We start from the raw sequence: 23930 nt of genomic DNA, 5'->3' as shown, positions 1-23930 counted from the left end.
GGACAATCGGCGCATGTCGCTGCGTACCGCGCTCTCGCATCCCGTCCGGTACGGCGCGCTGGGCGCCGGCATGCTGCCGGTGGCGGCGTTCCCGGCGCTCGACCTGGAGTGGCTGGCCTGGGTCGCCCTGGTGCCCGGGCTGCTGCTGATGCAGCGCGCGCCGCGGGCCCGGGAGGCGGTGGTGCGCGGCTGGTGGTTCGGCGCCGGTTTCGTGCTGGCCGCGATGTACTGGCTGATCCCCACCGTCGGGCCGGGCCTGCTGCTGATCGCGGTGCTCTTCGGCGCGCTGCAGGGCGCGCTGGGCCTGGCGGTCTGGTCGCTGCTGCGGCCCCCGATCACGGCGCGCCGGGCGCTGGCGGCCCTGGTCACCGTGCCGGCGGTCTGGGTGGTCTCCGAGTTCGCCCGCTCCTGGCAGGCACTCGGCGGTCCGTGGGCGCTGCTCGGCGCCACCCAGTGGCGCCGGCCGACCCAGCTGGCGCTGGCCTCGCTGGGCGGGATCTGGCTGGTCAGCGCGGCGGTGGTGGCGGTGAACACGGCGGTGCTGATCGCGCTGCTGGCCGACCGCACGGTGCTGCGGGCCGGCGTGCTCGGCGCGGGCGGGGCGGTGCTGGCGGCCGGCCCGCTGGTCTTCGCCCTCGGCACCGCCCCGCCGACCGTCCGCACCGCCACCGTCGCCCTGGTGCAGCCCGGCGAGACCCCGGCCGGCGACGCCCGGCTGGACGCGGACACCGCGATCACCCGCGCCCTGTCCGGCACACCCGACCTGGTGGTCTGGGGCGAGTCCAGCATCACCACCGACCTGTCCCGGGACGCCGCCACGCTCGCCCGGCTGCGCGCCCTGTCCGCCACCGCCGGCACCGACCTGCTGGTCAACGAGGACGCCCGCAAGGCCGACGGCACCATCTCCAAGGACGCCGTGCTGATCGACCCGACCGGCATCCGGGGCCGCTACGCCAAGATGCGCCTGGTGCCGTTCGGCGAGTACATCCCGTTCCGCGACGAGCTGGGCTGGCTGACCCGGATCAGCAAGGCCGCCGACGAGAACCGCACCCCCGGCAAGTCGTTCCACCTCTTCCAGCCGCCCGACCGCACCGGCCGCCCGCTGCCCACCGGCGTGCTGATCTGCTTCGAGTCGGCCTTCCCCGACCTGTCCAGGACCGCCGCCCGCCAGGGCGCCCAGCTGCTGGTCTACCAGTCGGCCACCTCGACCTTCCAGGACACCTGGGCCCCGGACCAGCACGCCTCCCTCGCGGCGGTCCGGGCCGCCGAGACCGGACGCCCGGCGGTCCAGGCGGCGCTGACCGGCGACTCGGTCGCCTTCGACGCCCAGGGCCGGCAGCTCGCCCGGCTGGACACCGCCCACCGGGGCGCCCTGACCGTCCGGCTCGCCCTGCCCGCCCCCGGCTACCGGACCTGGTACGACCGGGTGGGTGACGTGGTGCCCTGGACGGCGCTCGCCACCACCCTCGTGGCGGCCGCCCTCGGCCTGCGCGCGGCCCGCCGCCGCCCGCCGGCCGAACTGCCCGAGCCCGCCGAGCAGCCGACCGCCGCCCGCTGACCCCGGGTCAGGGGGTCTTCCTGGCCCGGCTCGGCTGCACCCGGGGCGGCTCGCCCGGCGCCTTCGGGTGGTCCGGCGGATAAGGCAGCTCGCCGAGCCCGTGGTCGCGCTCCTGACGCTCCGCCAGCTCCAGCACCGACTCCAGCCCGAACACCTCGTCACCCTGCTCCGCGTTCGGGTCGCCGACCTCGGCCAGGCGCACCGGCACCGTGCGCAGCGTGAAGTCCAGCGGGGTCACCTCGTCCAGCTCCACCCAGTGCAGCGGGGTGGAGACGGTGGCCTGCGGGCGGGCCCGCAGCGAGTAGGCGGAGGCGATGGTGCGGTCCCGGGCCATCTGGTTGTAGTCGACGAAGACCTTGACCCCGCGCTCCTCCTTCCACCAGTTGGTGGTCACCTGATCGGGCATCCGGTGCTCCAGCGCCCGCCCCAGCGCGATCGCGCAGCGGCGCACCTCGGCGAAGGTCCACTGCGGCCGGATCGGCACGTACACGTGCAGGCCGCGCCCGCCGGAGGTCTTCGGCCAGCCGCGCAGCCCGTGCTCGGCCAGCACCTCGCGCAGCTGGTGGGCGGCGCGCACCGCGTCGGTGAAGTCGGTGCCGGGCTGCGGGTCGAGGTCGATCCGCAGCTCGTCGGGGTGGTCGGTGTCGTCCCGCCGCACCGGCCAGGGGTGGAAGGTGAGGCATCCGAGGTTCGCGGCCCAGAGCACGGCGGCCGGCTCGGTGGGGCAGATCTCGTCGGCGTACCGCCCGCTGGGGAAGGAGATCCGCGCGGTCGGCAGCCACTCGGGCGTGTTCTTCGGCGCCCGCTTCTGGTAGAAGGACTCGCCCTCGACCCCGTCCACGAACCGCTGCAGCGTGGTCGGCCGGTCGCGCAGCCCGCGCAGCACCGCCTCGGCCACCGCCTGGTAGTAGACCGCCACGTCCAACTTCGTGTACCCGGGCTCCGGGTAGTACACCTTGCCCGGATTGGACACCTTGACCAGTCGCCCCCCGGCTTCCAGTTCCACCGATTCCGCCATGCCCACAAGCTAAGGCCTACCGGCGGCTGGGGGGTGGAAGAAGGAGCGGTGTCCGGGCCGAGTCTGGGCGGCGCCGACGAGGGAGTCCATGCGGAGCATCGGCGACTGAGGAGAAGCCGTCCAGGCGAGAGTCCGGGCGCCGCGACGCCGCCCCCCAACCGCCGGTAGGCCTGTGCCGCCGCGCTGCGGCGCGCGCGGGCTTGACGCACCATCAGTGGCATGGACCTTCCCGTGCTGCCGCCGGTCCAGCCGATGCTGGCCAAGGCGGTCACCGCGATCCCCGAGGGCATGCACTACGAGGCCAAGTGGGACGGCTTCCGCGCGATCGTGTTCCGTGACGGCGAGGAGGTCGAGGTCGCCAGCCGCACCGGCAAGTCGCTGGCCCGCTACTTCCCCGAGCTGCTGGACGCCTTCCGGGCCGAGCTGCCGCAGCGCTGCGTGCTGGACGGCGAGATCGTGCTGGCGCACGACGGCCGGCTGCACTTCGAGGAGCTCCAGGAGCGGATCCACCCGGCCGCCTCCCGGGTGCGCAAGCTGGCGGCGGAGAGCCCGGCGAGCTTCATCGCCTTCGACCTGCTGGCCCTCGGTGACCGGGCGCTCATGGAGAGCCCGCTGGGCGAGCGGCGGGCGGCGCTGACCGCCGCGCTGGCCGGCGCCGGCCCGTGGGTGCACCTGGCGCCGGCCACCACCGACCGGGCGCTGGCCGAGGTCTGGTTCACCCGGTTCGAGGGCGCGGGGCTGGACGGGGTGGTGGCCAAACCGCTGGACCAGCCGTACCGGCCGGGGGTCCGCTCGATGTTCAAGATCAAGCACGGCCGGACCGCCGACTGCGTGCTGGCCGGCTACCGGGACCACAAGGACGGGCAGGGCGTCGGCTCACTGCTGCTGGGCCTGTACGACGCGGCCGGCGTGCTCCAGCACGTGGGCGTCTGCTCCTCCTTCACCGCCGCCCGCCGCCGCGAGCTGGCCGAGGAACTGGCCCCGCTGCGGATGGCCGACCCGGCCGGCCACCCGTGGGCCGCCTGGACCGACGAGGCCGCGCACGAGGCCGGCCGGCTGCCCGGCGCACCCAGCCGGTGGAGCGGCGGCAAGGACGCCCAGTGGGTCGCGCTCCGCCCTGAGCGGGTCTGCGAGGTCGCGTACGATCACATGGAAGGCACGCGGTTCCGACACACCACCCGCTTCCAGCGCTGGCGCCCGGACCGCTCCCCGACGAGCTGCGACTACACCCAGCTGGAGGAGCCGGTCGGCTACGACCTGGCCGAGCTGCTGGAGACCGGAAGCTGACCGCCGACCCGGACAGCAGGTGAGCGAGATGGACCTCTCCCGGAGGGAACTGCGCGAGATCCGGCGGATCGAGAGCCGCCTGGCCGCCGAGAACCCCGAGCTGGCCCGCCGCTTCGAGCAGTGGCGGCGCAGCCGCGACCGGGTCGCCGAGGCGGCCGCGCTGGCGGCCGGCCGCAACCCCGACCAGGGCCCGGCCACCCGGCTGCGGCGCCTGTGGCGCGAGGTCCTGCGGGGCCGGATCCCGCTGCCCTGACCACCGCCGGCCACCCGGTTGGCCGCTGAGATCCGCCCGCCCGACCTGCGGTTTTGGCACCATCGGTAGCAGGGGCGCTGCGGACCCGAGAGGTGAGTGCGGATGTCCACCGACGCGATCGTGCTGCTGAAGCAGGAGCACAAGGAGCTGCTGCGGCTCTTCAAGGCGTACCACGCGGCGGATCCGGGCGACCGGGCGGGCCGCGCCGACCTGGCCCAGCACATCGTGCACGACCTCACCATCCACTCGTACCTGGTGGACGAGGTGCTCAACCCGGTGGTCGTCGAGCTGCTGCACGACCCCGCGCACCCGGCCGTGCTCGGCTTCCAGGACCACCGGGCGATCGACCGGCTCTGCGAGGAGGTGGCCGACCGGGGCCCGGCGGACCCGGGCTTCGAGGGCGGCATGGCGGAGCTGCTGACGGCGGCGGTGCGGCAGATGGAGCGCGAGGAGCGGGACTGGTTCCCGCTGCTGCGGGCCGCGCTGCGCCGCAAGGACCTGCAGGACATCGGCCTGCGGCTGCTGGCCGTGCGGGAGACCGCGCCGCGGCATCCGCCCGGGCCGGTTTCCGGTGCCTCCTCCGGGGCACCGGGATAGCGGGGGCGACGTTGCGAGCATCCGAGACCGATCGACAGCAACCGACAGCAGCGGAGGCACCCGCCATGCGATTGACCGCCAACCCGGACGGCGCCGAGGGCGTCGCGGCGACCGAACTGACCGCCGAGCGCCTGCTGCACGAGCTGGAGCAGCTGCACCGCACCCGGCACGAGACCTTCCTCTACGGGTCCGACGACGCCCTGCGCCGGCACACCGAGCGCTCCACCGAGCTGGAGGCCGAGTACCTGCGCCGGTACCCGACCCGGCTGGTGACGGCGGGCCGAACCCGGTCCGGCGCCCGGGCCCGGGAGACCGCGGCCCGGATCGAGGCGACGCCGAGCTGAGGCCCCCGATGACCGAGGACGCGCGGGTGCGCCGGGAGCGGGGGCGCGAGCTGCTGCGGCTCTACCCGGAGGCGGTCGCCTCGTTCGGCCGGCGGGTCGAGGAGGTGGCCCGCAACCAGTGGGCGGTGGCGACGGCCGACGGCTCGGTGCGCGAGCTGGTCGAGCGGCTGACCGCCGCGCAGGCGCGGGTGCCGGAGCTGCTGGGCGGCGGCGCGGTGCCAGCGACCGGGGACCCGTCGGCGGACTGGTCGCAGGCGGCCGACGCGGCCCGGGCGGCCTTCGCCGCGCCGGGCGCGCTGGACCGGGAGATCGGCTCGGCCGACTTCTGCGGCCCGGCGGTGGAGTACTGCGCGCAGCTCACGGTGCAGCTCACCGTGGCCACCTGGGACTTGGCACACGCCACCTGCCAGGACGGGCGGCTGGCGCCGGAGCTGGTGGCGTTCGCCCTGCACCGGGTCGCCCCCGAGCAGGGGGCGGGCGGCGACCCGCAGCGCCGGCTGCTCGACCTGCTGGGCCGGCCGACCGGGCCGAAGCCCTCCCCCGACCCCGAGGTGCACGGCTGAACCGCCCTGCCTGAGCCGCCGTCAACACCCCGCGTGCCCCGGGCTCGGAAGCCGGGCGGAAGTCCGCTATCGTCACCGCTCTCAAGATGCAGACGCCCTGGTGGGGGCCGCCGTCCGGCGGCCCCCACCAGGGCGCGTACGCACCATCGTTTCAGGGAGCAACCACACGTGCAGCACCGACTCCGCCGGATCCTCCCGGCGCTGACGGCGGCCGGCATAGCCGCCGCCGCTCCGCTCGCCCTCGCGGGCACCGCCCAGGCCCATGACGTGAACAGCTGCGACGACGCGCAGATCTCCTACTCGGTCGACAACGGCAAGAGCTGGACCACCGACGACCAGTTCGGCAAGCCGGTCCAGCAGATCCTGGTCAAGCTCACCGGCGACGTCGGCCAGGGCTGCGACTACCCGATCTCGCTGGCCGCCTACGACACCCAGGGCCCCAGCTGGCCCAGCTCGGGCGTGCAGACCCTGGCGGGCTGGGCCACCGGCACGCTGAACAGCAAGAACTCCCGGATCACCCTCGACGTGACGGGTTCCCTCGCTTCGGGCTGCTACGGCCAGATCGACCTGTACAACAGCAGCCGGAAGTTCGCGGGCGCCGACGCGCCGCACTACCCCAAGGGCGTCTTCGGGCAGGACACCGACCAGCCGCTGATCGCGCACTGGAACGGTGGCGACCACGACTGCACCCCCGCCCCGGCCCCGAGCCAGAGCACCCCGGCGGGCAACCCCAGCACGCCCGCGGGCAACCCGAGCACCCCGGCCGGCAACCCGACCACCCCGGGTACCGCCCAGCCCTCGGCCAGCACCGCGACCACCGCGCCGGCCGGCACCACGGGCCCGTCGACCAAGCCCTCGGCGAGCACCCCGGCCGGCGGCGCGCCGACGGCCTCGGCCTCGGCCTCCCCGAGCGCCTCGGCCACGCCGTCCGGCTCGACCAGCACCGCGGCTCCGGTCGGCTCGCCGGTCGTCAAGCCGGTCTCCACCACCCCGACCAAGCTGGCCTTCACCGGCACCAACGGCAGCGCGCTGACCGAGGTCGCGATCGGCGGTGCGGTGCTGCTGGCCGTCGGCGCCGGCGCGATCGTGGTCGCCCGCCGCCGCTCGGCCGGCACCCGCTGACCCGGGAGCCGTGACGGGAGCGCCCGTGCCGCCCACGGCGGCACGGGCGCTCCCGCGTTCCCGGCTCAATGGGTGCCGCGCACCTCCAGGCCGGCGAGCAGGGCGGCGGTCGCGGCGGCGACGGCGGCCACCGCCTGGTCGAACACCTCCCGGTTGTGCGCGGCCGGGGCACGGAAGCCGGACACCTTGCGGACGTACTGCAGGGCGGCCGCGTGGATGTCCTCCTCCGTCACCTCGGGCTCCATCGGCGGACGCAGGGTCTTGATGCTTCGGCACATGCGTCCAGTCTGGCACCGGTGACTCGCGCGCCCCGGGCCCCCGGGCGAGCATGAGGGCATGCTGCTGGCCGAACTCGCCCGGACCTCCCGCGAGGTCGCCGCCACCTCCGCCCGCTCCCGCAAGACCGCACTGCTCGCCGAGCTGTTCCGGGGCACCGCGCCCGCCGAGGCACCGGTGGTGATCACCTACCTGGCCGGGCGGCTGCCGCAGCGCCGGATCGGGGTCGGCTGGAGCAGCCTGGCCGAGCCCGTGCCGCCCGCCGGCGCGCCGACCCTGACGGTCGCTCAGGTGGACGCGGCGCTCACCGAGCTGGGCGCGGTGCACGGCGCCGGGGCGCAGGCCGGGCGGCGCGAGCTGGTCGAGCGGCTGCTCAGCCGGGCCACCGCCGAGGAGCAGGAGTTCCTGGTCCGGCTGATCGGCGGCGAGGTCCGCCAGGGCGCGCTGGACGCGGTCGCGGTGGACGCGCTGGCCGAAGCCGCCGGTGCGCCGGCGGCCGAGGTCCGCCGGGCGGTGATGCTCGGCGGCTCGCTCGGCGCCGTCGCCGAGCGCCTGCTGGCCGACGGTCCGGCGGCCCTGGCCGGGTTCCGGCTCACCGTGGGCCGGCCGGTGCTGCCGATGCTCGCGCACACCGCGAAGTCGGTCGGGGAGGCGCTGGACCGGCTCGGACCGTGCGTGCTGGACGAGAAGCTGGACGGCATCCGGATCCAGGTGCACCGGGACGGGCCGGTGGTGCGGGTCTTCACCCGGACCCTGGACGAGATCACCGCGCGGCTGCCCGAGGTGGTCGCCGCCGCGCTGGCGCTGCCCGCCGAGCGGGTGGTGCTGGACGGCGAACTGGTCGCGCTGGACCCGCGGGGCCGGCCCCGCCCGTTCCAGCAGACCGCCGGGCGGGTCGGCTCCCGGCTGGACGTGCCCGGGGCCAGCGGGGCGCTGCCGCTCACCCCGGTCTTCTTCGACCTGCTCGCGCTGGACGGCCGCGACCTGCTGGAGCTGCCCACCGCCGAGCGGCACGCCGAGCTGGCCCGACTGGTGCCGGCCCGGCTGCTGGTGCGCCGCCGGGTGCTGGCCGCCGGGGAGTCGGCCGCCGCCGAGGAGTTCGCCGCGGCGGCGCTGGCGCGGGGTCAGGAGGGGGTGGTCGCCAAGGCGCTGGACGCGCCCTACACGGCGGGCCGCCGGGGCACCGCCTGGTTGAAGGTCAAGCCGGTGCACACCCTGGACCTGGTGGTGCTGGGTGCCGAGTGGGGCCACGGCCGGCGGGCCGGGCGCCTGTCCAACCTGCACCTGGGCGCCCGGGAGCCGGACGGCTCGTTCGCCATGCTCGGCAAGACCTTCAAGGGCCTGACCGACCGGCTGCTGGACTGGCAGACGGAGCGGCTGCGCGAGCTGGCGGTGGAGCAGCCGGCGTGGGGCGTGCTGGTGCGCCCCGAGCTGGTGGTGGAGATCGCCTTCGACGGCGTGCAGCGGTCCAGCCGGTACCCGGCCGGGGTGACCCTGCGGTTCGCCCGGGTGCTGCGCTACCGGGCGGACAAGTCGGCGGCGGAGGCGGACACGGTGGCCGCGGTCCGGGAGTTCCTGCCACCCGAGGGGAATACCTGAGCAGTCAGGTACTGTTCACTCAGGTAACACTGCGTGCGGAACACGGCACGTGCCTATCGAGAGGACCACCCGATGTCCACCATCGCCGTCATCGGTGCCAACGGCACCATCGGAAGCCGCATCGTCCGCGAGGCCCTGGAGCGCGGCCACCAGGTCACCGCCGTGGTCCGCAACCCGGCCAGCGTCACCGAGCAGCACCCCAACCTCACCGTGACCACCGGCGATGTGCTGGACCCGGCCTCGGTGGCCGGGGCGGCCACCGGCCACCAGGTGCTGGTCAGCGCGGTCGGCGGCGACGCGGCCAACATCAGCTCCGCCGCCCGCTCCGTGGTCGCCGGCCTGCGACTGCTGGGCGAGGAGGCGCCGCGGCTGATCCAGGTCGGCGGCGCCGGCTCGCTGCGCACCCCCGACGGCAGCCAGGTCTGGGACGCGCCCGGCTTCCCCGACTGGCTGCTCCCGATCGCCCACGCGCACGGCGACGCGCTCGACCACCTGCGCACCGTCACCGACGTGACCTGGACCTCGTTCAGCCCGGCCGGCACCATCGCGCCCGGCGAGCGCACCGGCAGCTACCGCACCGACCGCGAGGACCTGGTGGTCGACGCCGAGGGCGCCAGCCGGATCAGCACCGAGGACTACGCGGCCGCCCTGGTCGACGAGATCGAGGACCCGGCCCACCTGGGCGAGCGGTTCACGGTCGGCTACTGACGGCACCGGCAGCTGGTACGGTCCCCCGATGACCCAGCCCGCACCGAGCCCCGAGCACCCGGTCGAGGATCCGCGCATCCAGGCGGTCGGCGTGCTGCTCAACACCTCCGCCCTGCTGGAGCGGTTCCTCGGCGCGGCGATCCAGCGCGAGGCCGGGATCAGCCACTCCGTCTTCGAGGTCCTGCTGATCCTGTCCGGCCACCCCGGGGGCGCCCCGGTCGGGCGGCTCTGCGAACAGCTGGTGCTGACCAGCGGCGGGGCCACCCGGCTGGTGGACCGGATGGTGGAGGCCGGGCTGGTCACCCGGGAGCCGTCCGCCGAGGACCGCCGGGTGCAGCTGGTCCTGCTCACCGAGCAGGGCGAACGGACCCTGCGCCGCGCGGCGGCGGCGCACACCAGGGAGCTGGACCGGGTGCTGGCCGACGCGCTCGCCCCCGGGCAGGCCGCCGCCATGGTCGAGGGCCTGGACCTGCTGGGCCGTCGGCTGCGCGAGGAGCTCCCCCCGCTGCGCTGACGGGCCGCCTACTGACGGTGCGTCAGCTGCCGTGGCGCCGGCGCAGCCGGCCCGACCAGTGCGGTTCGACGGCGGCCCAACCGGCCGCCCAGTACCGCTCGGTGCGCCGGCGCAGCACCCGCCCGTGCAGCCAGTGGAGCGCGAGCCCGAGCAGGCTGAGCGCCAACCAGCCGCCCGCGCCGGTGCCCAGGGCGAGCAGCACCGACTCGGCGGCGCCCCGCGGGGCGTCGGCGAGCCGGCCGGCGTCGTCCACCCAGACCGGCACGGTGCTGCCGGTCTGCGCCGGGGTCGGCAGGTCGAAGCGCCGCTCGACGGTGTGCCCGGCCGGGTAGGTCCAGCGCACGGTGACCAGTTCACCGGAGCGGAAGCGGGTGGCCACGGCGGTGGCGTCCTGGTGGACCGGGCCGAGCACCTCGGCCGGCACCCGGTGCCGCTGGGCGGCCTCGGCCCTGGCCCGCAGCGGGGCCGCGGCCACGCCCCGGCCGGCCAGCGCGCAGCCGGTCAGCAGTGCGCCCAACAGGCCTATCAGGAGCAGCAGTCGGGCCCGGGTGCGGGCCCGGTCCAGTGGACGCCAGAGCGGTCCGCCGTGCCCGAAGGCCCCGCGCAGCAGGATGCCCATCGCATGGTCGGGCGAGGGGTCGGGACGCACGCCCTCTCCTCCCCTCCGACACGCGACGACCCCCAGACGATAACCCAGCCGTCCGCCCGCCCTTCAAGGGGTTTCCGGTCAACCCTCGGTGCCGGCCAGGTACATGCCGAAGGCCGCCCCCTGGAGGTCCCGCAGCACCGCGATCCGCGGGCCCTGCGGCACGTCCACCGGACCCATCACCCGCTCCGCGCCGTGGCCGACCGCCTTGTTCAGCATGGCGTCCACGTCGGAGACCGCGAAGTACGGCAGCCAGTGCGGCCGGGTGCCCGCCGGGTGGTGCTCGTCGATCCGGGCCATGCCGCCGAAGTCGGCGCCGCCCAGGCCCCACTGGGTGTAGTGCTCGCTCGCGTCGACGCTCCAGCCGAACACCTTCGGGTAGAAGGCGGTGCAGGCGGCCACGTCCCGGGTGTGCAGTTCCACCCAGCCCAGCGAGTTGGGCTCGTTGAGCACCGCGGCGCCCGCGAACTCCCGTGCCTGCCACAGGCCGAAGGGCGCACCCGAGGGGTCGGCGACCACGGCGGACCGGCCCAGCACGGAGACCTCCGCCGGCTCCCGCCGCACGGTGCCGCCGGCCACCCGCACCCTGGCCACGGTCTCGTCCACCGAGTCCACCAGGAACGAGGGCAGCCAGGCCGGCGCCCCGCCCTCCCCCAGCCCCGGGAGCAGCGCCGCCACCGGACCGGCCGACTGCGACAGCACGGTGCGGTCGCCGATCGCCGCGCGCGGTTCGGCCCCGGCCCGCCAACCGAACAGGCCGGTGTAGAAGTTGGTGGCCGACGGCACGTCGGTGGTGGCCAGCTCCACCCAGCAGGGCCCGTTGGTGACCAGTTCGTCGTTCTGCACGCTTGTGGACTCTAACCGCCGACCCCGGGCGCGCCCGGCGGCGCGCGGCTCACTCCCGGAATTCACCCGCCGCACGCCCCAACCGCCCGGCCAGCCCGGCCAGGTGGCGGGCCAGCTCCGGCGGCTCCAGGACGGTGAACTCGCAGTCCAGCCCGAGCAGCTTCAACGCCAGCCAGTCCACCGTGTCGGCCTCGGTGCGGGCCCGGCAGCTGCGCTCGTCCACCGGCTCCAGCTCGACCGGCGCGGCCCCGAGCCGCCGGCGCGCCTCCTCGATCGGCAGGTGCAGCAGCAGCACGGCGCGCACCGCCTCCCGGTGCAGCCGCAGGCTCTGCGCCACGTAGGCCGCCGCGTCCGGCGTCGGCAGCTCGCGCGGCGGCACCCGCACGCCGGTGGTGACCGGCTCGGTCAGCCGGTCCACCCGGAAGATCCGCCAGTCGTCCCGGTCGTTGTCGAAGGCCACCAGGTACCAGCGGCGGCCGGCGGCGACCAGCCGGTGCGGCTCGACCAGCCGGCGGCTGCGCGCGCCGTCGCCCGCCCGGTAGGCGAACCGCAGCCGCTCCCGGGCCGTCACCGCGGCGGCCAGCGCCGTGAGCACGTCCGGATCGACCGCCGGCCCGCCGCCGGGCAGCAGTTCGGTGGCCGCCGAGAAGGTGCTCACCCGGTGCCGCAGCCTGGCCGGCAGCACCTGCTCCAGCTTCGCCAGCGCCCGCACCGAGGCCTCCTCCACCCCGCCGACCGCGCTGCCCGCCGCCCCGCGCAGGCCGACCGCGATCGCCACCGCCTCCTCGTCGTCCAGCAGCAGCGGGGGCATCGCCTTGCCGGCCGCCAGCCGGTAGCCGCCGACCGCGCCCCGGCTGGCCCGCACCGGGTAGCCGAGCTCGCGCAGCCGGTCCACGTCGCGGCGGATGGTGCGCACGGTGACGCCCAGGCGCTCGGCCAGCTCGCTGCCCGGCCACTCGCGCGGGGTCTGCAGCAGGGAGAGCAGGGTGAGCAGTCGGGCGGGCGTGTCGGTCATGCCTCCAGGATCGCGGACAACTAGGACAGGATCTGTCCTCATGGCCGGATAGCTTCGTCCTCGACGACAACGACGGACCGAGCCGAGGGGCTGACGATGACCACCGCACCTGCCGACACACCGCCGCGCGACCGGGCGATACCGCGGGGGGCCGACGCGCCGTCACCCGCCGACCGGCGGCGCTGGATCGCGCTGGCGATCGTGATGATGGCCTCCTTCATGGACCTGGTGGACGTCACCATCGTCAACATCGCCGTGCCGAGCATCCAGCACGGCCTGGGCGCCTCGTTCAGCGCCGTGCAGTGGGTCACCGGGGGCTACGCGCTGGCCTTCGCGATCGGGCTGATCACCGGCGGGCGGCTCGGCGACATCCACGGCCGCAAGCGGATCTTCCTGATCGGCATGACCGGCTTCACCCTCGCCTCGGCGCTGTGCGGACTGGCCACCGACCCGGCCATGCTGGTCGCCACCCGGGTGCTGCAGGGCGCCACCGCGGCGCTGATGGTGCCCCAGGTGCTGGCGATCATCCACGCCTCCTTCCCGGCGCACGAGCGCGGCAAGGTGTTCGGCATGTTCGGCGCGATGGTCGGCCTCGGCGCGGTGAGCGGGCCGCTGCTCGGCGCGCTGCTCACCGAGTGGAACCCGGGCGGGCTCGAATGGCGCCCGATCTTCCTGATCAACCTGCCGGTGGGCATCGCCGGGCTGCTGCTCGGCCGGCGGTTCATCGACGAGTCCCGGGCCGCCCGCAGCCTGCGGCTCGACCTGGTCGGCATGGGGCTCGGCGCGCTCGGCCTGCTGATGCTGCTCTACCCGCTCACCCAGGGGCGCGAGGCGCACTGGCCGGTCTGGGGCTTCGTCTCGATGGGCCTGAGCGTGCCGGTGCTGGCGGGCTTCGTCCGCTGGGAGAAGGCCAAGGCCCGGCGCGACGGGTCGCCGCTGGTGGAGCTCGCGCTGTTCCGGGTCCGCAGCTTCGCCGCCGGGCTCGCGGTGCAGCTGGTCTTCGGCGTGGTGCTGGGCATCTTCTTCCTGATCTGGACCCTCTACATGCAGCTCGGGCTGGGCTGGAGCCCGCTGCGGGCCGGGCTCACCGGGGTGCCGTTCTCGATCGCGGTCTCGATCGCGGCCGGGCTCTCGGTGCAGAAGCTGGTGCCGCGGTTCGGCCGCAAGGTGCTGCAGGCGGGCGCGCTGGTGATGGTCGCCGGCATGCTGCTCTACGTCTGGGAGGAGCACCGGTACGGCAGCGGGATCCAGCCCTGGCAGATGGCCCTGCCGCTGGTGGTGCTCGGGCTCGGCATGGGGCTGATCGTGGCGCCGCTGACCGACGCGGTGCTGGCCGAAGTGCCCAAGGAGCACGCCGGCTCGGCCTCCGGGCTGGTGAACACCACCCAGCAGCTGGGCAACGCGCTCGGGCTCGGGCTGGTCTCGGTGGTGTTCTTCCCGGTCGTCGACGCGGCCCGGCCGGGCACCGCGCCGGGCCTGGTCTTCGGGCACGCCTTCGGGCACGCGCTGGGCTGGCTCGCGGTGGGACTGGCGGTGGTGCTGGCCCTGATGTCCGCGCTGCCGCGCCGGGCCGCCGGCCACTCGGCGCCGACCGGGTGAGGCGGTGGGCCCGGGCCCGCGAATCCGCGTGATACCCCTGCGCCTGGCGCGGCGTCTTCTATGGCGACGGCCGACCGCAGCGCACAACCACGGGGGATCCCAGATGCAAGAGGTGCACAGCTTCGAGGAGTTCGCCTCCTCACGGGCTCGCAGGCTCTTCCAGGTCGGGTACCTGATGTGCGGGGACTGGCACCAGGCGCAGGATCTCGTGCAGACCGCCCTCGGCAGGCTCTACGCCTCCTGGGGGCGGCTGCAGCGCCAGGTCCCGGCCGCCGGGCTGGACGCCTACGCCCGCAAGGTGCTGCTCAACTGCTACCTGTCGCACCGTCGGCTGCGCCGCTCCGGCGAGCTGACAGTCGGTGAGCTGCCGGAGACGGCGCAGGCCGGTGACGGCGCCGCGGCGGAGCTGCGGCTGACGCTGCTCCAGGCGCTGCGTCAACTGCCGCCGCGCAACCGGGCGGCCGTGGTGCTGCGGTACCTGGAGGACTACAGCGTCGACGCCGTGGCCGAGATGCTGAACACCACTCCGAGCGCCGTCAAGAGTCTGAACACGCGGTCCCTGGCCCGGTTGCGCGAGCTGCTGGGCGACGACCGCGAACTGCTGTTCCGCGACTGAGCCGACGAGACCACGAGGGGTCCCACCATGAGCCTTGACGAGGACGACCTGACCAGGATGCTCCAGGAGAGCGTCGAAGACCTGCAGCCGCCGGTGCCGGCCATGCTCACCGAGGCCGGCCGGTCCGGCCGCCGCCGGATCCGGGTGCGCCGCACCCTGCAGGCGGCCGGGGCCGCGACGACGGTGGCCGCGCTGGTCGCCGTCGGCACGCTGGTCGGCCACGGCTCGGGCAGCGGCACGGGCGTGCAGGCCGCCGCGGCGTCCAGCCCGCGCGCCTCGGTGGGCGCGGTCTCCAGCCCGACCGCCGCGCCCACGACCGCCACCGGCCTGGTGGGTGCCGCCGGCTCGGCAGGCACCGCACCGACGGCCGGTGCCGCGTCGCCGACCGCCGACCTGACCTGGCAGGCCACCCTGAAGATCCTCTCCGACCTGCTGCCCCCGGGCGCCAAGCTGGCCGACCTGGATCCGGTGATGACCCGGTCCGGCGACCACTACAGCGAGCTCCAGGTGGAGTACGACGACGGCGCCGGGGCCTCCACCGTCTCGCTGACCATGCAGCCGACCCCCACGAGCGGAATGATCGGCGCGGTCACCGACTGCACCAACTTCTCCGCCACCGACGAGGGGCCGCGCAAGCCGGGCTACGAGCCCGCCGCCTGCCGGCTGACCCAGCTGCCCGACGGGAGCAAGGTGCTCAGCATCACCCACGGCGTGGACGCGGTCGGCTACTACGACAACAGCGTCAGGCTGACCCGGCCGAACGGCGACTACGTCCAGATCCAGGTGGGCAACGGGACCCTCGGCCCACTCCAGCCCACCCACCCGGGCTCGAACATCACCGTCACCCGCGACAAGCCGCCGCTGGACGCCGCCGCCCTGGCCGCCATCGCGGAGAACTCGGTGTGGCAGTTCAAGATCCCGCAGTCGCTGGCGGACAGCGGCGCCGCCTTCGCCAGGACGGTCTCCGAGTTCCCCTGCCCGACCGGCGCCGGCACGCACTGCGTGAGCGCCTGACGACGGGTCAGGGGAGTTCCTCAGTCCTGGTAGGCCAGCCCCATCCGGCAGTGCGCGGGGGCGATCCCGGAGTCCGGCTCGTCCAGCAGGTCGCCGGCCGGCACCACCAGCACCGGGCAGCCCGCCCGGGCCCGGCAGTACCGGGCCACCGAGGCGGCCCGTCCGGGCCGGCCGGCACCCACCACCAGCAGGTCGGACGGGCGGTCGGCGGCGGCCACCAGGGCCTGCCCGGGATCGGCGCGCACCACCTCGGGGTGCAGGAGCAGGTCGTCCGGCCAGCCGCCGAAGGCCTGCTCGAAGGCGGTGTCCAGGCGCTGCCGGGCCGCGTGCGCCAGTTCGGAGAGCGGACGCAGCGGCTCGTCCCCCGGTTGCCAGGCGACCACGGGCACCAGCACCGCGTGCCGCATCCGGGCCTCCCGCACGGCCCGGTGCACGGCCGCCAGCGCGCTCAGCGAGCTGCCGACCCCGACGACCACCCGTACTCCAGCAGTCATGGCTCCCGCCTCCTGATCCGCCCCACCGCATCGGGGCACCTCCCATTCGAACCCCGCCCGGCCGCCCGTGCGGCGCGTCTTGACGCGCGCGCTACGCGGACGAGGGCTGCTTTGACGACTCCTGAACACCCCCGGGGTGGTCAGTCGCGGCGCAGCAGCAACAGCGCGGCGTCGTCCTCGGCCTCCAGGCGGTCGGTGAGGGTGTCGCGGACGTGGTCGGCGAGGGCGGGGAGGGGGGTGGGGCCGGCCGCGAGGGTGGCGCAGAGGCGGGCGAGGCCGAGTTCGAGGTCCTCGCCGGGGCGTTCGACCAGGCCGTCGGTGTAGAGCAGCAGGGTGTCGCCGGGGGCGAGCCGGAAGGAGGTGGCGGGGTAGCCGCCGGCGCCCCAGGCGTCGGGCAGTCCGAGCGGCAGCCCGGTCGGCAGGTCGAGCCGCAGCACCGTGCCGTCGGCCCGGCGGACCAGCGGCGGCAGGTGGCCGGCGTTGGCCAGCCAGGCCTCCCCGGTGCCGAGCGCCACCTGCGCGTACAGGCAGGTGGCGAACCGGTCGGCGGGCAGGTCGGCGAGGAAGGCGGAGGCCCGGGCCAGCACGGCGGCGGCGCTGTGGCCCTCGGCCGCGTAGGCGGTCATCGCGATCCGCAGCTGTCCCATGATGGCGGCCGCCTCGGTGTCGTGGCCCTGCACGTCGCCGATCGCCACCCCGACCGCGTCCTCGGCGAGCGCGACCGCGTCGTACCAGTCCCCGCCGATCCAGGTGCCGACCCGTGCGGTCCGGTACCGCACGGCCAGGCTGCCGCCACGCAGCCGCGGCAGCCTGCCTGGCAGCATCGCGTTCTGCAGCCCGGCGGCGATCTCCCGGGACTGGTCCACCAGCATCGCCCGCTGCAGCGACTGCGCGATCGCGCTGGTCAGCGTGGTGAGCAGGGTGCGGTCCTCGGAGGTGAAGCTGCGCTTGCCCTCGTAGACCAGGGCGAGCGCGCCGATCGGCCGGCCCTGGGCGATCAGCGGGAGGAAGGCGGCGGCGGTGGCCCGGTCGTCCGACAGTTGCTCGGCCGTCGCCGGGTAGCTGCGCAGGAAGGCCTCCCGGGAGGTGAAGAAGCCCGGCTCGCCGGAGCGCACCGCGTCGGTCAGCGGCCAGTGCTCGCTGAGCCGGGTGCGGCGGCCGACCCGCACGGGCAGCGGGCCGACCGCGCCGACCAGCTTGAGCCGCCCCTGGTCCACCACGCCGATGGTGATGCCCTGGGCGCCGAGCCGGCGCCGGCTCTGGTCGTCCGTCAGCACCGCGACCACGTCGTCCACGGTGAGCGCCTCGCCGAGCGCGGCGGCCACCTCGCGCAGCCGGTGCTCCTGGCGCTGGCGGTCGTCCTCGGCCAGCAGCCGCATCGAGGAGTGGGCGAGTTCCAGGGTGGCGTCGCGGACCACCCCGACGACCCGCAGGCCGGCGCCGTCCGGCTCGCGGATCGCCTGGCCCTGGGTGTGGGTCCAGCGGGTGGCGCCGTCGCGCAGCCGGATCCGGAAGTAGCTGCTGTAGGAGTCGCTGCGGCCGGACTTGATGTCGTCGACCATCCGGTGCAGCCGGATCACCTCCTCGACCGGCATCCGCAGGTGCAGGCCGGCCGCCATACCGTCGTACTCCTCGGGCCGCAGGTCGAAGACGGCCAGGCCGGTGGCGTCGAGGGTGTACCGGCCGGTGGTCGGGTCCCACTCGAAGCAGCCGATCCGGTTGAGGGTGATCGCCTCCAGCCGGTCCAGGCCCGGCGGGTCGGCCGGGGCCGGGTCGCCCTGGTGAACCGTCATCCTGACGGCCGCTCAGCCGGTCCGGCCGTCGGCCCACTCGGCCCGCACCACGGTGACCGGGCAGGGGGCGTGCTCGACCACGTGCCGGCTGATCGAGCCGAGCAGCACGCCGGTGAAGCCGCCCAGGCCCCGGCTGCCGACCACCAGCAGTTCGGCGCCCTCGGCCTGCCGGAGCAGCGCGGTGGCCGCGGGGCCCGGCAGCACCAGTTCGCTGACCGGGACGTCGGGCTTGTCCCCGAGGTTGGCGGACACCGCGTCCCGCAGCGCCCGGGCGCAGAGCATCTGCGGGTTGGCCTCGTCGGTGGCGGGCGGCACGGTGCCGGCCAGCGCGTAGTAGCTGGGGATCTCCCAGGCGCTGACGGCCTCCAGCACGTCCGCCCCGGTCATCGCGGCCTGCCGGGCGGCCCAGCGCAGCGCGGCGGCGGCCGCCGGCGAGCCGTCCACGCCGACCACGATCCGCCGGGTCACGCCTTCACCGCCGGGCGGGCCAGGGTGCAGGTCAGTTCGCCGTCCTGGACGCTCGCGAGCACGGTGTCGCCCTCCCGCACGGTGCCGTCCAGCAGCAGGTTGGCGACCCGGTTGTCCAGCTCGGCCTGGATCGTGCGGCGCAGCGGCCGGGCGCCGAACTCGGGCTGGTAGCCCCGGTTGGCCAGCCACTCCTTGGCCTCGCCGGTGACTTCCAGGTCGACGTCCTGGGCCTTGAGGCGGCGTCTGCTGCGGGCCAGCAGCAGGTCGACGATCCGCACCAGGTCGGCCCGGGTGAGCGCGTGGAAGACGATCACCTCGTCGATCCGGTTGAGGAACTCGGGGCGGAACTGCCGGCCGAGGTCCTTCATCAGGTCGCCGCGGATCGATTCCACGTCGCCGTGGTGGTCCAGGATCCGGCGCGAGCCGATGTTGCTGGTCATGATCACCACGGTGTTGCGGAAGTCCACGGTGCGTCCCTGGGCGTCGGTGAGCCGGCCGTCGTCCAGCACCTGGAGCAGCAGGTTGAAGACGTCCGGGTGGGCCTTCTCGACCTCGTCGAGCAGCAGCACGCTGTACGGCTTGCGGCGCACCGCCTCGGTGAGCTGGCCGGCCTCCTCGTAGCCGACGTAGCCGGGCGGCGAGCCGACCAGCCGGGAGACGGTGTGCTTCTCCTGGAACTCGCTCATGTCGAACCGGATCATCCGGTCCGGGTCGCCGAAGAGCAGTTCGGCCAGCGCCTTGGCCAGCTCGGTCTTGCCGACGCCGGTGGGGCCGAGGAAGAGGAAGGAGCCGGTCGGGCGGTCCGGGTCGCCCATCCCGGCCCGGCCGCGGCGGACCGCCTGGGAGACGGCGGTGACCGCCTCGTCCTGGCCGATCACCTTCTGGTGGAGGGTGTCCTCCAGCTTGAGCAGCCGGCTGCGCTCGGTCTCGGTGAGCTGGGCGACGGGGATGCCAGTGCGCCGGGAGAGCACCTCGGCGATGTCGTCGGCGGTCACGTTGACCACTCCCTCGCGCTGCTCGGCCACCTCGGCCAGCTCGTCCTCGGCCTGCCGCAGGTCCTGCTTGAGCTCGGCGGCCCGGCCGAACTCCTCCTCGTCCACCGCCTCGTCGAGCTCCCGGCGGAGCTTGGCGATCCGGTCCTTCACCTGCTGGCCCTCGGTGCTGGCCCCGAGGTCGCGCAGCCGCACCCGGGCGCCGGCCTGGTCGAGCAGGTCGATCGCCTTGTCGGGCAGGAAGCGGTCGCTGACGTAGCGGTCGGAGAGCGCGGCGGCGGCGTCCAGCGCCTCGTCGGTGAACCGCACCTGGTGGTGCGCCTCGTAGCGGTCGCGCAGGCCCTGGAGGATCTGCACGGTCTCGTCCACGCTCGGCTCGGGCACCAGCACCGGCTGGAAGCGGCGTTCCAGGGCCGCGTCCTTCTCCACGTAGCGGCGGTACTCGTCCAGCGTGGTCGCCCCGACCACGCTGAGCTCGCCGCGGGCCAGCGCGGGCTTGAGGATGTTGCCGGCGTCCATCGAGCCCTCGCCGCCGCCCCCGGCGCCGACCACGGTGTGCAGCTCGTCCAGGAACAGGATGACGCTCTGCTCGGCGGCGACCACCTCGTCGATCACCTTCTTCAGCCGCTCCTCGAACTCGCCCCGGTACTTGGAGCCGGCCACCAGCCCGGTGAGGTCCAGGGTGACCACCCGACGGTCCTTCAGGGTCTGCGGCACGTCGCCGGAGACGATCCGCTGGGCCAGGCCCTCGACGATCGCGGTCTTGCCGACGCCGGGCTCGCCGATCAGCACGGGGTTGTTCTTGGTGCGGCGGGAGAGGATCTCGACGGTCTGCTCGATCTCCTCGGCCCGGCCGACCACCGGGTCGAGGTTGCCCGCGCGGGCCTCGACGGTGAGGTCGCGGCCGTACTCGTCCAGGGTGGGGGTCTGGCTGGGGTGCTCGCCGGTGCTGCTGCGGTCCCCGCCGGTGCCGTAGCCGTCCAGCACCCGGCGCAGCGCGCCCTCGGACGGGGCAGCGCCGCGCAGTGCGGTGCCGGCCCCGGAGCGCTCCTGCTCCAGCAGCGCGCCGAGCAGGTGCTCGGGGCCGATGTAGGAGGCGCCGGCGGCCTGCGAACGGTTGTGCGCGGCGAGCAGCACGCGCTTGGCGGCCGGGGTGAGCGAGGGGTCCTCGGTGACACCTCCGACGGACGTGGGCAGCGCCTTGCGCAGGTCGTCGGCGAGTTCGTCGGGGTCGATGCCGGCCCGCTCCAGCATCCGGCGGGAGGACTCCACCTGGCTCGCGGCCCAGAGCAGGTGGGCGGTGTCCAGGTCCGTGCTGCCGTCCTCGGCCGCCCGTTGGGCGGCGGCCTCGATCAGCTCCTGCGCCGAGTCGCTGAGCAGCCGTCCGATCGGCACCCGCTGCACCGCCGGCGGCGAGGAGTGCGGGCTCATTCCGAAGAACCGGCTGAACAGGTCGGAGAACGGATCGGAGGAGCCGAAGGCGGAGGGCAGCGTCATGGGGCATCACCTGACTGCGGGGGGACGTGGTCCGTGTCCCACCCTCGCCCGGCAGTTGACGGACCGCCACCGGAGCGCCGCCGCCCGGTTTTCCGGCACGCGTGCGGCGCGGGGGACTCCCGTGACCGGCCCGCATCGCGCAGGATGCAGGCATGGAGAACGGGATCAGGCTGCACAGCGCACAGGGCCGGTGGGTGGTGCTGGCCGCCGCCCTCGGGTCCGGGATGGCGATGCTGGACGGCACCGTGGTGAACGTGGCGCTGCCCCACATCGGCGCCGAACTGGGCGCCTCGCTGGCCTCGCTGCAGTGGACGGTCAACGCCTACCTGCTCACCCTGGCCGGCCTGATCCTGCTCGGCGGCTCGCTGGGCGACCGGTACGGGCGGCGGCGGGTCTTCCTGATCGGCGTGGTCTGGTTCGCGGCCGCCTCCGGGCTGTGCGCGATCGCCCCGACCGTCGGCGTGCTGATCGCCGCCCGGGCGCTGCAGGGCATCGGCGGGGCGCTGCTCACCCCCGGGTCGCTGGCACTGCTCCAGGCCACCTTCCACCCGGACGACCGCTCGGCCGCCGTCGGCGCCTGGTCGGGCCTGGGCGGGGTGGCCACCGCCGTCGGGCCGCTGCTGGGCGGTTGGCTGGTCAGCGGGCCCGGCTGGCGGTGGATCTTCGTGCTGAACCTGCCGCTGGCCGTGGTGGTCGTCCTGCTGACGGTGCGCCACGTGCCGGAGAGCCGGGACGACGAGGCCACCGGGCGGTTCGACGTGCCCGGCGCGGTGCTGGCCGCGCTCGCGCTGGGCGGTGTGACCTACGCGCTGACCGATGCGGCCGAGGGCTTCTCCGCCGCGGTGGCCGTCTCGGCCCTGGCCGGGGTGCTCCTCGCGGTGGCCTTCGTGGTGGTGGAGCGGCGCGCCGCCGAGCCGATGCTGCCGCTGGGGCTCTTCTCCTCGCGGCTGTTCACCGTGGTCAACCTGGTCACCCTCGGCATCTACGGGGCGCTCGGCGGCATCTTCTTCTACCTGCAGGTCCAACTGCAGACGGTGGCGGGCTTCTCCCCGCTGGTCGCCGGAGTGGCGTTCGCGCCGGTGACCCTGCTGATGCTGCTCTTCTCGGCCGGCGCGGGTCGGCTGGCCACCCGGCTCGGTCCGCGGCTGCCGCTCACCCTCGGCCCGCTGATCGCCGCCGCCGGTGTGCTGCTGATGCTGCGGATCGGATCGCACGCCTCCTACTGGGCCGACGTGCTGCCGGCCGCCGTGCTCTTCGGAGTCGGGCTGACCCTGCTGGTGGCGCCGCTGACCGCGACGGTGCTGGCGGCGGTGGAGGTGCGCCGGGCCGGCATCGCCAGCGGGGTGAACAACGCGGCGGCCCGGGCCGCGGGCCTGATCGCGGTGGCCGCGCTGCCGCTGCTCACCGGGCTCAGCGGGGACCAGTACCGGGTGCCGTCGGCGGTGGACTCGGCGTTCCGGACGGCGGTGTGGATCTGCGCCGGGGTGCTGGCCGGGGCCGGGCTGCTGGCGCTGGCCACGGTGCCGGGCAAGGCCCCCGAGGCGGCGCCGGAGCCGGATGCCACCTGGTACTGCCAGACCACGGCACCGCCGGTGGACCCGGGGCACGAGTGCCCCGGGTCCACCGCGAACTGACGGTCCGTCAGAGGATGTCGCCCGGCGCGTACTTGGCGGCCTCCGGGTAGCGCGCGGCGACCTCGCCGATCCGCTCGACCAGCTCGGCCACCTGGGCCCCGGCCGCGCCGGTGAAGGAGAGCCGGTCGGCCAGCAGGGCGTCCAGCGCGGCCCGGTCCAGCGGGATCCGCTCGTCGGCGGCGAGGCGGTCCAGCAGCTCGTTCTCCCGGACGCCGGCCCGCATGGCCAGCGCCGAGGCGACCGCGTGCTCCTTGATCACCTCGTGGCCGGCCTCGCGGCCGACCCCGGCCCGCACCGCGCCCATCAGCACCTTGGTGGTGGCCAGGAACGGCAGGTAGCGGTCCAGCTCGGCCTCGATCACGGCCGGGAAGGCGCCGAACTCGTCGAGCACCGTCAGGAAGGTCTCCAGCAGGCCGTCGAAGGCGAAGAAGGCGTCCGGCAGCGCGACCCGGCGGACCACCGAGCAGGAGACGTCGCCCTCGTTCCACTGGTCGCCGGCCAGCTCGCCGGTCATCGAGGCGTAGCCGCGCAGGATCACCGCGAGGCCGTTGACCCGCTCGCAGGAGCGGGTGTTCATCTTGTGCGGCATCGCCGAGGAGCCGACCTGGCCCTCCTTGAAGCCCTCGGTCACCAGCTCGTGGCCGGCCATCAGGCGGATCGTCTTGGCCAGGCTGGACGGCGCGGCGGCCAGCTGGACCAGGGCGGTCAGCACCTCGAAGTCCAGCGAGCGCGGGTAGACCTGGCCGACGCTGGTGAAGACGTTCTCGAAGCCCAGGTGGCCCGCCACCCGACGCTCCAGCTCGGACAGCTTCGCGGCGTCGCCGCCCAGCAGGTCGAGCATGTCCTGGGCGGTGCCGACCGGGCCCTTGATCCCGCGCAGCGGGTAACGGGCGATCAGCTCCTCCAGCCGCGTGAAGGCGACCAGCAGCTCGTCGGCGATCGAGGCGAACCGCTTGCCGAGGGTGGTGGCCTGGGCGGCGACGTTGTGCGAGCGGCCGGCCATCACCAGCTCGGCGTGCTCGGCGGAGAGCCGGCCGAGGCGGACCAGCACGGCCACCGTGCGGTCGCGCACGTGCTCCAGCGACTGGCGGACCTGCAGCTGCTCGACGTTCTCGGTCAGGTCCCGGGAGGTCATCCCCTTGTGGATCTGCTCGTGGCCGGCGAGCTCGCTGAACTCCTCGATCCGGGCCTTCACGTCGTGCCGGGTGACCCGCTCACGGGCGGCGATCGAGGCCAGGTCGACCTGGTCGACGACCCGCTCGTAGTCGGCCACCGCGGTCGCGGGGACGTCGATGCCGAGGTCCTGCTGGGCCTTCAGGACGGCGAGCCACAGATGGCGTTCGAGGACCACCTTGTGCTCGGGGGACCACAGCTGGGCGAGGGTCGCCGAGGCGTACCGGGCGGCCAGGACATTGGGGATCTGGGGCTTCGCGCTCACGCTTCGCAAGCCTAACAGCCGAGGTCAGCGCGCCCGGAT

Annotated in this window: 24 protein-coding genes; 14 read left to right on the top strand and 10 right to left on the bottom strand. The window is 74.9% G+C overall.

What is annotated here, in order from left to right:
* The first annotated feature begins 13 nt into the window (after positions 1 to 13).
* Positions 14 to 1558, top strand: a complete 1545-nt coding sequence (gene lnt / locus FHX73_RS25485; protein ID WP_246213708.1) for an apolipoprotein N-acyltransferase — start codon at positions 14 to 16, stop codon at positions 1556 to 1558.
* Between the two features lie 7 nt (positions 1559 to 1565).
* On the opposite strand, the gene ligD is transcribed toward lnt, so the two are convergent.
* Complete coding sequence (ligD, locus tag FHX73_RS25480) at positions 1566 to 2576, bottom strand: non-homologous end-joining DNA ligase (protein ID WP_145907325.1); 1011 nt, start codon at positions 2574 to 2576, stop codon at positions 1566 to 1568.
* Between the two features lie 219 nt (positions 2577 to 2795).
* On the opposite strand from ligD, the gene FHX73_RS25475 reads away from it, so the two are divergent.
* The 6 genes from FHX73_RS25475 to FHX73_RS25450 all read left to right on the top strand — a co-directional run bounded on the left by FHX73_RS25475 (position 2796) and on the right by FHX73_RS25450 (position 6742).
* Positions 2796 to 3863, top strand: a complete 1068-nt coding sequence (locus FHX73_RS25475) for an ATP-dependent DNA ligase (RefSeq protein ID WP_145907322.1) — start codon at positions 2796 to 2798, stop codon at positions 3861 to 3863.
* A 28-nt stretch (positions 3864 to 3891) separates the two neighbouring features.
* Entirely contained in the window at positions 3892 to 4116 is a 225-nt protein-coding gene (locus FHX73_RS25470) for a DUF3040 domain-containing protein (RefSeq protein WP_145907321.1), read from the top strand.
* 102 nt (positions 4117 to 4218) lie between these two features.
* The gene (locus FHX73_RS25465) at positions 4219 to 4713 is read left to right on the top strand and encodes a hemerythrin domain-containing protein (RefSeq protein ID WP_145907319.1); all 495 of its coding nucleotides are present in this window, start codon (positions 4219 to 4221) and stop codon (positions 4711 to 4713) included.
* 65 nt (positions 4714 to 4778) lie between these two features.
* Positions 4779 to 5057: a DUF6158 family protein gene (locus FHX73_RS25460; RefSeq protein ID WP_246213707.1), complete on the top strand. Its 279-nt coding sequence runs from the start codon at positions 4779 to 4781 to the stop codon at positions 5055 to 5057.
* Positions 5058 to 5065: 8 nt separating this feature from the next.
* Positions 5066 to 5620 carry a DinB family protein gene (locus tag FHX73_RS25455; RefSeq protein WP_145907316.1) on the top strand — a complete coding sequence of 185 codons (555 nt, stop codon included), beginning with the start codon at positions 5066 to 5068 and terminating at the stop codon, positions 5618 to 5620.
* Between the two features lie 168 nt (positions 5621 to 5788).
* Entirely contained in the window at positions 5789 to 6742 is a 954-nt protein-coding gene (locus tag FHX73_RS25450) for a hypothetical protein (RefSeq protein WP_145907314.1), read from the top strand.
* A gap of 65 nt (positions 6743 to 6807) precedes the next feature.
* Here FHX73_RS25450 and FHX73_RS25445 read toward each other — a convergent pair whose 3' ends face one another.
* The gene (locus FHX73_RS25445; RefSeq protein ID WP_145907312.1) at positions 6808 to 7020 is read right to left on the bottom strand and encodes a DUF2277 domain-containing protein; all 213 of its coding nucleotides are present in this window, start codon (positions 7018 to 7020) and stop codon (positions 6808 to 6810) included.
* 58 nt (positions 7021 to 7078) lie between these two features.
* Here FHX73_RS25445 and FHX73_RS25440 point away from each other — a divergent pair, with 58 nt between their 5' ends.
* From FHX73_RS25440 to FHX73_RS47300, 3 genes are all read left to right on the top strand, one after another.
* On the top strand, positions 7079 to 8617 hold the full coding sequence (locus FHX73_RS25440) for an ATP-dependent DNA ligase (RefSeq protein WP_145907310.1): 1539 nt from the start codon (positions 7079 to 7081) through the stop codon (positions 8615 to 8617).
* A 72-nt stretch (positions 8618 to 8689) separates the two neighbouring features.
* Positions 8690 to 9325 (top strand): NAD(P)-dependent oxidoreductase, encoded by a 636-nt coding sequence (locus FHX73_RS25435; RefSeq protein WP_145907308.1) that lies wholly within the window; start codon positions 8690 to 8692, stop codon positions 9323 to 9325.
* Between the two features lie 28 nt (positions 9326 to 9353).
* The gene (locus FHX73_RS47300; protein ID WP_145907306.1) at positions 9354 to 9839 is read left to right on the top strand and encodes a MarR family winged helix-turn-helix transcriptional regulator; all 486 of its coding nucleotides are present in this window, start codon (positions 9354 to 9356) and stop codon (positions 9837 to 9839) included.
* A gap of 22 nt (positions 9840 to 9861) precedes the next feature.
* On the opposite strand, the gene FHX73_RS25425 is transcribed toward FHX73_RS47300, so the two are convergent.
* From FHX73_RS25425 to FHX73_RS25415, 3 genes are all read right to left on the bottom strand, one after another.
* Positions 9862 to 10488: an Rv1733c family protein gene (locus FHX73_RS25425; protein ID WP_145907304.1), complete on the bottom strand. Its 627-nt coding sequence runs from the start codon at positions 10486 to 10488 to the stop codon at positions 9862 to 9864.
* Between the two features lie 78 nt (positions 10489 to 10566).
* Complete coding sequence (locus FHX73_RS25420) at positions 10567 to 11331, bottom strand: VOC family protein (RefSeq protein ID WP_145907301.1); 765 nt, start codon at positions 11329 to 11331, stop codon at positions 10567 to 10569.
* Positions 11332 to 11380: 49 nt separating this feature from the next.
* Positions 11381 to 12346, bottom strand: a complete 966-nt coding sequence (locus FHX73_RS25415; protein WP_145907299.1) for a helix-turn-helix transcriptional regulator — start codon at positions 12344 to 12346, stop codon at positions 11381 to 11383.
* Between the two features lie 96 nt (positions 12347 to 12442).
* Here FHX73_RS25415 and FHX73_RS25410 point away from each other — a divergent pair, with 96 nt between their 5' ends.
* The 3 genes from FHX73_RS25410 (at position 12443) to FHX73_RS25400 (ending at position 15575) form a co-directional block, all read left to right on the top strand.
* Complete coding sequence (locus tag FHX73_RS25410; protein WP_145907297.1) at positions 12443 to 13945, top strand: MFS transporter; 1503 nt, start codon at positions 12443 to 12445, stop codon at positions 13943 to 13945.
* A 103-nt stretch (positions 13946 to 14048) separates the two neighbouring features.
* Complete coding sequence (locus tag FHX73_RS25405) at positions 14049 to 14561, top strand: SigE family RNA polymerase sigma factor (protein ID WP_145907295.1); 513 nt, start codon at positions 14049 to 14051, stop codon at positions 14559 to 14561.
* A gap of 27 nt (positions 14562 to 14588) precedes the next feature.
* A complete protein-coding gene (locus tag FHX73_RS25400) occupies positions 14589 to 15575 on the top strand; it encodes a hypothetical protein (RefSeq protein ID WP_145907292.1) in 987 nt (328 codons plus the stop codon).
* Between the two features lie 20 nt (positions 15576 to 15595).
* Here the strand turns inward: FHX73_RS25400 and FHX73_RS25395 are convergent, their stop codons facing one another.
* The 4 genes from FHX73_RS25395 to FHX73_RS25380 form a co-directional block, all read right to left on the bottom strand.
* Complete coding sequence (locus FHX73_RS25395) at positions 15596 to 16069, bottom strand: universal stress protein (RefSeq protein ID WP_145907290.1); 474 nt, start codon at positions 16067 to 16069, stop codon at positions 15596 to 15598.
* A gap of 140 nt (positions 16070 to 16209) precedes the next feature.
* Complete coding sequence (locus FHX73_RS25390; RefSeq protein WP_145907289.1) at positions 16210 to 17862, bottom strand: SpoIIE family protein phosphatase; 1653 nt, start codon at positions 17860 to 17862, stop codon at positions 16210 to 16212.
* Positions 17863 to 17874: 12 nt separating this feature from the next.
* The gene (locus FHX73_RS25385; protein WP_145907287.1) at positions 17875 to 18330 is read right to left on the bottom strand and encodes a universal stress protein; all 456 of its coding nucleotides are present in this window, start codon (positions 18328 to 18330) and stop codon (positions 17875 to 17877) included.
* On the bottom strand, positions 18327 to 20819 hold the full coding sequence (locus FHX73_RS25380) for an ATP-dependent Clp protease ATP-binding subunit (RefSeq protein WP_145907285.1): 2493 nt from the start codon (positions 20817 to 20819) through the stop codon (positions 18327 to 18329). Before FHX73_RS25380 ends, FHX73_RS25385 begins: the two co-directional genes overlap by 4 nt.
* Positions 20820 to 20971: 152 nt before the next feature.
* Between FHX73_RS25380 and FHX73_RS25375 the strand changes: the two genes are divergently transcribed.
* The gene (locus FHX73_RS25375) at positions 20972 to 22453 is read left to right on the top strand and encodes an MFS transporter (RefSeq protein WP_145907283.1); all 1482 of its coding nucleotides are present in this window, start codon (positions 20972 to 20974) and stop codon (positions 22451 to 22453) included.
* Positions 22454 to 22460: 7 nt separating this feature from the next.
* Here FHX73_RS25375 and purB read toward each other — a convergent pair whose 3' ends face one another.
* On the bottom strand, positions 22461 to 23891 hold the full coding sequence (gene purB, locus FHX73_RS25370; RefSeq protein WP_145907281.1) for an adenylosuccinate lyase: 1431 nt from the start codon (positions 23889 to 23891) through the stop codon (positions 22461 to 22463).
* Positions 23892 to 23930: the final 39 nt, after the last annotated feature.

It is taken from the genome of Kitasatospora viridis (genome assembly GCF_007829815.1).
Taxonomy (GTDB): Bacteria; Actinomycetota; Actinomycetes; order Streptomycetales; family Streptomycetaceae; genus Kitasatospora; species Kitasatospora viridis.
This window is presented reverse-complemented; position numbering and strand designations above follow the sequence as displayed.